10 protein-coding genes are annotated in these 7,678 nt (G+C 74.0%); 7 read left to right on the forward strand and 3 right to left on the reverse strand.

Going from position 1 to position 7,678, the window contains the following annotated elements:
- The 4 genes from NCC78_RS24200 to NCC78_RS24215 all read left to right on the forward strand — a co-directional run.
- On the forward strand, positions 1-568 hold a 568-nt coding region (locus tag NCC78_RS24200; RefSeq protein WP_250797249.1), incomplete at its 5' end, for a CocE/NonD family hydrolase.
- A gap of 160 nt (positions 569-728) precedes the next feature.
- Positions 729-1,595: a hypothetical protein gene (locus tag NCC78_RS24205; protein ID WP_250797250.1), complete on the forward strand. Its 867-nt coding sequence runs from the start codon at positions 729-731 to the stop codon at positions 1,593-1,595.
- Positions 1,596-1,703: 108 nt separating this feature from the next.
- A complete protein-coding gene (locus NCC78_RS24210) occupies positions 1,704-2,279 on the forward strand; it encodes an ArsR/SmtB family transcription factor (protein ID WP_250797251.1) in 576 nt (191 codons plus the stop codon).
- Positions 2,276-3,652: an MFS transporter gene (locus NCC78_RS24215; protein ID WP_250797252.1), complete on the forward strand. Its 1,377-nt coding sequence runs from the start codon at positions 2,276-2,278 to the stop codon at positions 3,650-3,652. The genes NCC78_RS24210 and NCC78_RS24215 overlap by 4 nt, the downstream gene beginning before the upstream one ends.
- Positions 3,653-3,700: 48 nt before the next feature.
- On the opposite strand, the gene NCC78_RS24220 is transcribed toward NCC78_RS24215, so the two are convergent.
- On the reverse strand, positions 3,701-3,904 hold the full coding sequence (locus NCC78_RS24220) for a cold-shock protein (protein WP_007462771.1): 204 nt from the start codon (positions 3,902-3,904) through the stop codon (positions 3,701-3,703).
- A gap of 185 nt (positions 3,905-4,089) precedes the next feature.
- Between NCC78_RS24220 and NCC78_RS24225 the strand changes: the two genes are divergently transcribed.
- Together NCC78_RS24225 and NCC78_RS24230 are read left to right on the forward strand one after the other, a co-directional pair.
- Positions 4,090-4,773 (forward strand): class I SAM-dependent methyltransferase, encoded by a 684-nt coding sequence (locus tag NCC78_RS24225; protein ID WP_372495191.1) that lies wholly within the window; start codon positions 4,090-4,092, stop codon positions 4,771-4,773.
- A 94-nt stretch (positions 4,774-4,867) separates the two neighbouring features.
- Entirely contained in the window at positions 4,868-5,476 is a 609-nt protein-coding gene (locus NCC78_RS24230) for a DedA family protein (protein WP_250797255.1), read from the forward strand.
- Between the two features lie 135 nt (positions 5,477-5,611).
- Here NCC78_RS24230 and NCC78_RS24235 read toward each other — a convergent pair whose 3' ends face one another.
- Both NCC78_RS24235 and NCC78_RS24240 read right to left on the reverse strand, forming a co-directional pair.
- The gene (locus tag NCC78_RS24235) at positions 5,612-6,265 is read right to left on the reverse strand and encodes an MBL fold metallo-hydrolase (protein WP_250797256.1); all 654 of its coding nucleotides are present in this window, start codon (positions 6,263-6,265) and stop codon (positions 5,612-5,614) included.
- 8 nt (positions 6,266-6,273) lie between these two features.
- On the reverse strand, positions 6,274-6,990 hold the full coding sequence (locus NCC78_RS24240) for a maleylpyruvate isomerase family mycothiol-dependent enzyme (RefSeq protein ID WP_250797257.1): 717 nt from the start codon (positions 6,988-6,990) through the stop codon (positions 6,274-6,276).
- 172 nt (positions 6,991-7,162) lie between these two features.
- Between NCC78_RS24240 and rsgA the strand changes: the two genes are divergently transcribed.
- The coding region (gene rsgA, locus NCC78_RS24245; protein WP_250797259.1) for a GTPase RsgA at positions 7,163-7,678 on the forward strand (516 nt) is incomplete at its 3' end.

Here is a 7,678-nt window from a genome sequence, read left to right on the forward strand (position 1 = left end):
GTCCGCGCCGGACGAGTTCTGCTACGACCCCACCGACCCGACCCCCTCCCTCGGCGGGCCGCTGCTGGTGGCCCAGCGGGCCGGGCCGGTCGACAACCGCCCGGTCGAGGCCCGCGCGGACGTGCTGACCTTCACCGGGCCCCCGCTGGACGCGGCGGTCGAGCTGATCGGCCCGGTACGCGCCGAGATCCACGTGCGCAGCGAGTTGTCCCACCTGGACGTCTTCGTGCGACTGTGCGACGTGGACCGGCGCGGCCGGTCCTGGAACGTCTGCGACGGGCTGGTGCGGGTGGCCCCCGGCCGGTTCCCGACCGACCGGGCCGGAGTCGTCCGCGTGCCCGTGGAGCTCTGGCCCACGGCGCACCGGTTCGCGCCCGGGCACCGGCTTCGCGTCCAGGTCTCCGGCGGCGCCCACCCCCGGTACGCGCGCAACCCCGGCACCGGCGAGCCCCTGGGCACCGCCGTGACCCTGCGTGCCGGTCGACGGGAGATCCTGCACGACCCGGAGCACCCCTCCGCCGTGCTGCTGCCGATCGTCCATGTCGGCCCGCAGCTTTCTGCCAGCTGAAAAAACTGCCCTGAGCTGGGCGTTCATCTATCTCCGGGGCTATCGTTGGGCCAACGCCCGGCGCTGTGCACCACTCGGCCGGGCTCGCTCGCGCAGCCCTCGCACCGCGTACGCGGTGTCACCGTCGTGCCCGGCCCCCGACCATCGGCAAGGGGGATCCATGACGCGGGCACCAGAAAATCTGTTGGCCGTCCGTCGCCTGCTGCTCGACCACCTGAACCTCGACCCCGACACCGTCCGCAGCCAGGACCTCGAACCCGGCGAGGTGGGCATCGTCGGCGATGCCGCACACCGGGGCGGCTACCACTGCGGCTCCGACCGGGTGGTGACGAACGACTACTCGGTCGTCGAGTCCACCCGGGACTCCTCCGGCCTCACCCTCGACGCGGCGGGGCTCGACGTCGGGCCCTTCGAGGTCCGCTCCGGCGGCGGCACGCACAACCTGCGAACCTTCTCCGTCTGGTGCGTGGCGCAGTGCGTCGCTGCCGCGGCGGACACCCGCGACATCCGGGAAATCATCTACTCACCCGACGGTGCCGTCGTGCGGCGGTGGGATCGGCTCGGCCGGCGCAGCACCGGCGACGAGTCCCACCTGTGGCACACCCACTTCAGCTTCTTCCGCGACTCGATCAAGGCGAACCGTGACCAGACCCCACTGTTCCGCCGCTACCTGACCACCATCGGACTTCTGGAGGACGAGATGAGCGCCAAGGCCGAGACCCAGATCGACAGCATCTTCGCCGGGATGTTCTACGGCGGCAACAGCATGGGGCGCAGCGTCGACCCCGACGGTTCCGGCTCCGCGGTGGCGAGCAACAGCCTGGTGGCCAAGCTGGACTACCTGATGCTGCGGCTGGACGCGCTGGGCGCGCAACTGACCGCCCTGTCCAACCGGGACTTCACCGACGAGCAGGCGATCGTCGCCGGGGTGCTCGCCGTGCTCACGCCCGAGAAGATCGCCGCGGCGGTCCCGCCGACCGTCGCCAAGCAGGTCGCCGACGAAATGGCCCGCCGGATGGTCGCCTGACCGTCTTCCGCCGCCGCGGCGGGCCCGCGCCGCGCCGGACCGAACTCCGCAACACCTGTTCCGCAATGACTGTTGCGAAACAGGTGTTGCGGATGGCAGAGTGGCGGTATGCCGAAGCCCGACGTGCGTCACGTCACCGATTCCCGCGTGCTGGCCGCGCTGTCGCACCCGCTGCGCCGCCGCCTGATGGACGTGCTCAAGGTGCACGGCCCCTCGACCGTCGGCCTGCTCGCCGAACGCACCGACCAGGCGCCGGCCAACGTCAGCCACCACCTCAAGGTGCTGGCGGCCGCCGAGCTGGTCACCGAGGCGCCCGAGCTGGCCCGGGACCGCCGGGAACGGTGGTGGCGCCTGGTCAGCCGCAGCGTGCGCTGGTCGCACACCGACTTCGACGACGACCCCGCCGCCCGGGCGGTCGCCGACGCCGCCACCTCGCTCAACCTGGACCGGCACGTCGCCCTCGCCCGCACCTGGCACGCCGCCGACGACGCCACGCACGCCGCGTGGGGTGAGGGGCCGTTCTCCATCGACCGGTGGCTGCACCTGACCCCCGAGGAACTCGCCGAGTTGGGGCGCGAGCTGGTCGACCTGATGGCCCGTTGGAGTGACCGGGAGGTGCCCGACGACGGGCGACGGCGCGAACCGGTCTTCCTGTTCGCCCACGGCATCCCGGCCCGGCCGTGACGCCGACCGCCGGCAGCACCCCGACCGCCGAGGCCGCGCCGCGTACCCCCGCCGACGTCTCAACCACGTCGCCGGCCGCGGTGGCCGCGCGAGGCCCGTCGGGCGCGGGGACGACCCCGACGGTACGCCCGCAGCGCGCGGGACTGCTGCGGCACCGGGACTTCCGGCTGCTCTGGGCCGGGCAGACGGCCAGCGCCGTCGGCAGCAACGTCACCGCCGTGGCGCTGCCCCTGGTGGCGGTGACCGTGCTCGACGCGGGCACCTTCGTGGTCGCGGTGCTCACCGCGGCGGCCTGGCTGCCCTGGCTGCTGGTCGGCCTGCCGGCGGGAGCCTGGGTGGACCGGCTGCCGCGCCGGCCCGTGATGATCGGCTGTGACCTGGTCTCCGCGCTGCTGTTTCTCAGCGTCCCGCTCGCCGCCGTACTCGGCGCGCTCACCATCGGGCAGTTGCTGGCGGTGGCGCTCGGCGCCGGCCTGGCCCGGGTCTTCTTCGAGACGGCCGACCAGGTCTACCTGCCCGTGCTGCTGCGACCCGAGCAGGTGCCGGAGGGCAACGCGAAGCTTCAGGCCACCCAGACGGCGAGCTACGTGCTGGGGCCGGGCATCGCCGGCGTGGTCGCACAGGCCGCCGGCGCGGTCACCGCGCTGCTGCTCGACGCGCTGAGCTTCCTGTTCTCCGCGATCTGCCTGCTGCGCATCCGCACGGTCGAGGAGCGTCCCGGGCGTGGCGACCCGGGCCGGAAGCTGCGACGGGAGATCGGGGAGGGGATCCGGTTCGTCGCCCGCGACCCGTACCTGCGGGTGCTCACCGTCTTCGGGGCGGCCAGCAACATCGGGTTGGTCGGCTACCAGGCCGTCCTGGTGGTCTTCCTGATCCGGGAGGCGCGCCTCGCGCCCGCGGCGGTCGGCGTGCTGGTCGCGGTGATGAGCCTCGGCGGCATCGTCGGCGCGATGCTGGCCACCACGATCGGCCGCCGGTGCGGCACCGCCCGGGGCATGCTGCTGGCGGCGCTGTTCACCGGGCCGCCGGCGCTGCTGATCCCGCTGGCCGGCTCCGGCGGGCGCCTGGTCTGGCCGGCGCTCGGCGGGGTGCTGGTCAGCCTCGGGGTGGCCGTCGGCAACGTCCTCAAGGGCAGCTTCCGACAGACCTACACCCCGCACCACCTGCTGGGTCGGGTGACCGTGAGCATGCAGATGCTCAACTACGGCAGCATCCCGCTGGCCGCGGTGCTGGCCGGGACGGTCGGCGCCGCCTACGGCACCGGCACCGCGGTCGCGGTGATGACCGGGTGGCTGGCGCTCAGCCCGGTGATCCTGCTGATCGGGCCGCTGCGGGGCAGGCGGAACCTGCCCACCGCGGCGGACCTACCGTGAATGCGCTGCGGCGGCGGCCGGACACCGGCCGCCGCCACCGGCACGGAGCTACATCGGGCGGACGTTGTCCGCCTGCGGACCCTTCTGACCCTGGGTCACCTCGAACTCGACCTTCTGGCCCTCGTTCAGCTCCCGGTAACCGCTACTCGCGATGGCCGAGTAGTGGACGAACACGTCCGGACCTCCGCCGTCCTGCTCGATGAAGCCGAAGCCCTTTTCCGAGTTGAACCACTTAACCGTGCCGGTTGCCATGCATCTCTCCCTGTTCAAAGCGGGCGACCCCCGGCCCTCGACCGACAGCCCCCCTGTACCTCCCCGACAGTAACCAACCAAACCGCGATCCGCTGGCCGAAGTGCCGTAGGCGATGAGATGAAGTCTTGCAGCCGCCAACGCGAAAGCCGGGCGATCCCCGGTCCGCTGGGGCATGCTTGCCCCGATGAGAGGTGCCACAGCCGACGCGCTGACCGAGTTGGAGCGGGAAATCGACGCTCCCGGGGGCGGGCTGGACCGGCTCCGGCTGCGGCGCACCCCGTTCGTGCCCGAGGTGCGCCTGCACGTGGCCGAGGACGCCATCGTCTGGTGGGCCCGGATGGAGGCGCACGCCGGCCACGCGCTGCCGGCGCCCTACTGGGCGTCGGTCTGGGCCGGCGGTCAGGCCCTCGCCCGGCACCTGCTCGACCACCCCGAGCTGGCGGCCGGCCGCCGCGTGCTCGACCTGGCCTCCGGATCCGGCCTGGTGGCGATCGCCGCGGCGATGGCCGGCGCCGACCGGGTGGTCGCCAACGACATCGACCCGTACGCCGTCGCGGCGGTCACCGTCAACGCCCGGGCCAACCGGGTCGACGTCGAGGCCACCGGCGGCGACCTGCTCGACTCCGAGCCCGACAGGGTGGACCTGCTTGTGGCCGGGGACGTGCTCTACAACCGGCCGCTGGCGGCGCGGATGCTGCCGTTCCTGCGCAGGGTCGCCGCCACCGGCGCCGACGTGCTGGTCGGGGATCCCGGGCGGGGGCACCTGCCGCTCGACGGGCTGGCGGTGGTGGCCAGCTACCCGGTGCCGACCACCGAGCCCTTCGTCGACTCGCCCGTCCGCCGGGTGCAGGTGCTGCGCCCCGGTTGACCGCCCTCAGGGTCCACCCCGAGCCCGATACCAGGGGACGGTGGGGGATCGGACCCGATGCCCGCGGTAGTCCGCCGGCCATAGCGTACGAGGCATGGCGGATTGGCTGGCCCAGGTCGGAGAGCTCCCCACCACGGTGCTGATGGGGGTGCTCGGAGTGGTCATGCTCTTCGACGCCGTGCCGCTGCTCGGGGTGCTCGTCCCCGGCGACGTGGCGATCCTGGCCGCGGTGGGGGTGGGCAGCCCGACCACCGGCCTGGCCACCTTCACCGCAGTGGTGCTCGGCTGCCTCGCCGGCTGGTCGCTGAGCTTCCTCGCCGGGCGCCTCTACGGCGAACGGCTGCGCCACAGCCGGCTGGGCGACTGGATCGGCGAGACGCGCTGGGCGGCGGCGGAGGGGATCCTGCGCCGCGGCGGCGGCCGGATGGTGCTGGTCGCACCCTTCCTGCCGGTGTTCAACGCCCTGCTGCCGCTGGCGGCGGGCGGGCTGCGGATGTCGTACCGGCGCTTCCTCGGCTGCGCGACGCTCGGCGCGGCGGCGTGGGCGGGCCTCTACCTGGTGCTGGGCACCGCCTCCCGCTCGCTGGCCGGGCTGCTGCCCGGGGAGTCCAGCCCGATGCTGGTCACCATGGCGGTCGGTCTGCTGCTGGCCGGCGCGGTGCTGATCGGGACGCGGCGGCGGCTGCGCGCGGTCACCGGTTGACGCGCTCGCGCGGGCCGCCGTGCCCGGCTCCGGGCGCTCAGGCCTGATCCCCCCGCCGGGCACGGCAGCCCGCAACCCCGGTGGTCCGTCGGTCGGTGACGCCCGTCGCCGTCCGGTAGGTGGATCCCGGGTCTTCTACCAGCCGCGGGCGCGCCACTGGGGCAGCGACGGGCGCTCCGCGCCGAGCGTGCTGTCGCTGCCGTGGCCCGGGTAGAACCAGGTCTCGTCCGGCAGCCGGTCGAAGAGCTTGTGCTCGACGTCGTCGATCAGCGCGGCGAAGCGGTCCGGGTCCTTGTCCGTGTTCCCCACGCCACCGGGGAAGAGGCTGTCCCCGGTGAACAGGTGCGGCGTCCCGGCCGGGTCGCGGTAGAGCAACGCGATCGAGCCCGGGGTGTGCCCGGTGAGGTGGATGACCTCCAGCGCGCAGTCACCCACCGGCACCGTGTCGCCGTCGGTGAGCGTCTCCGCCTCGATCGGCAGCCCCGCGGCGTCGTCGGCGTGCACCAGCGGGCGGGCGCCCGTCTTGGCCACCACCTCCTCCAGCGCCACCCAGTGGTCCATGTGCTGGTGCGTGGTGACCACGGTGGCCAGCGCGGCGTCGCCGACCAGGTCGAGCAGCCGGGGCGCCTCGTTCGCGGCGTCGATCAGCACCTGCTCGCCGGTGCCCCGGCAACGCAGCAGATAGGCGTTGTTGTCCATCGGGCCCACCGAGATCTTGGTGACGGTGAGCCGGTCGAGCTCGCGTACCGCCGGCGCACCGCCGGGGGTGACGTCTCCGCTGTAGGTCATGAGGTCGCCTATATCCATTCCGGTGGTTCTGGCAGCGTGCCGTCGGGGGTGACGGCCAGCACGGCGCCGGGGCTGCGGCCGATCAGCCAGGCGGCGAGTTCGGGGGCGGCGCCGGTGACCGTGGGCGCGGCGGCCCGGTCACCGAGCACCAACTCGTGCCGGGTGCCGTCGAAGCGCAGCACCATCGGCGGCACGTCGGGGCGGTCGGCGAGGTCGGCCGCCACCTCGTGCAGCAGCCGGTGGCCGAACGCCTCGGGCCAGTCGGCCGGCCGGTAGCCGGCCGCCAGGTCGAGGTGGTGCACCTCCACCTCACGCAGCCGGCCCCAGACGAGCACTGCGGCGACCTTCGGGCCCCGTGGCGTCTCGACGGTCGCCGACCACGCCTCGACCGGCATGGCTTCCACCGCCTCGGCGAACCGGTCGGCCGAGCGGCGCAGGTCGTCCAGGTGGGCGGCGGGCGGGCGCACCGCGTCGGCCTCGATGTCGGCGCTACGGGCCGCCGCGGAGGCGTACATCGGAACGGGCTCACCGGTGCGCGCCGCGGTGAGCAGGTTGACGAACCCGTCGGCGTTGCGGGCCAGGTGCGCCAGCACGTGCCCCCGGGTCCAGCCCGGCAGCAGCGATGCGGCGGCGGTGTCCGCACTGTCGAAGGTGGCCGCGGTCCGCAACAGGCGGGCCGTGGCCTCGTCCACCTCACCGGTCAACAGAAGCGGGTCCGTGGTCACGTGTCGACCCTAACCGTCGGACGGCCCCGCGTCCCCGGGGAAATCGCTTTCGGCGCGTCGTCGCACGCCCTACCGTCGGCCTCGAACGCGGCACCGGGACGTCGGGGGAGGTGGTGGTCATGCCGGTCGCAGCACGCCTTGCACCACCCGCACCGACACCGATGAGGATGCCATGAGGATCGATCTGACCGCCCTCGGCTGGGACGCCGACCGGGCGATTGACGCACGACGACGCACCGACCACCGCCCGGGCCGGGTGGCCCGCGTCGACCGGGGCGTCTGCACCGTGCTCTGCGCGGACGGCCCCGTCCGCGCCACGCTGGGCGGGGCGGTCCTGGCCGCCGCCGCCCCGGACCTGACCCGCCTGCCCTGCGCCGGGGACTGGGTGCTGCTGGCCACCTGGCCGGACCGCAACGTCACCGTGGAGGCGGTGCTGCCCCGGCGTACCGCGCTGGTCCGGCGGACCGCCGGCAAGGACGCCAGCGGCCAGGTGCTGGCCGCCAACCTGGACGCCGCCGCGGTGGTGGAGCCGGTTCACCCCGAGCCGGACATCGGCCGCATCGAACGGCTGCCCTCCCTCGCCCACGAGTCGGGCGCCCGCCCGCTGGTGGTGCTCACCAAGGCCGACCTGGCGGCCGACCCCGCCGCCGTCGCGCGCCAACTCGCCGCCGTGGCGCCCGGGGTGCCG

It is taken from the genome of Micromonospora phytophila (assembly GCF_023656545.1).
Taxonomy (GTDB): Bacteria; Actinomycetota; Actinomycetes; order Mycobacteriales; family Micromonosporaceae; genus Micromonospora; species Micromonospora phytophila.

What these genes read in the sequence shown, in the direction of transcription:
- NCC78_RS24205 (WP_250797250.1), top strand. Translation starts at nt 729, where the DNA reads ATGACGCGGGCACCAGAAAATCTGTTGGCCGTCCGTCGCCTGCTGCTC.
- NCC78_RS24210 (WP_250797251.1), top strand. Translation starts at nt 1,704, where the DNA reads ATGCCGAAGCCCGACGTGCGTCACGTCACCGATTCCCGCGTGCTGGCC.
- NCC78_RS24220 (WP_007462771.1), bottom strand. Translation starts at nt 3,904, where the DNA reads ATGGCAACCGGCACGGTTAAGTGGTTCAACTCGGAAAAGGGCTTCGGC.
- NCC78_RS24225 (WP_372495191.1), top strand. Translation starts at nt 4,090, where the DNA reads ATGAGAGGTGCCACAGCCGACGCGCTGACCGAGTTGGAGCGGGAAATC.
- NCC78_RS24230 (WP_250797255.1), top strand. Translation starts at nt 4,868, where the DNA reads ATGGCGGATTGGCTGGCCCAGGTCGGAGAGCTCCCCACCACGGTGCTG.
- NCC78_RS24235 (WP_250797256.1), bottom strand. Translation starts at nt 6,265, where the DNA reads ATGACCTACAGCGGAGACGTCACCCCCGGCGGTGCGCCGGCGGTACGC.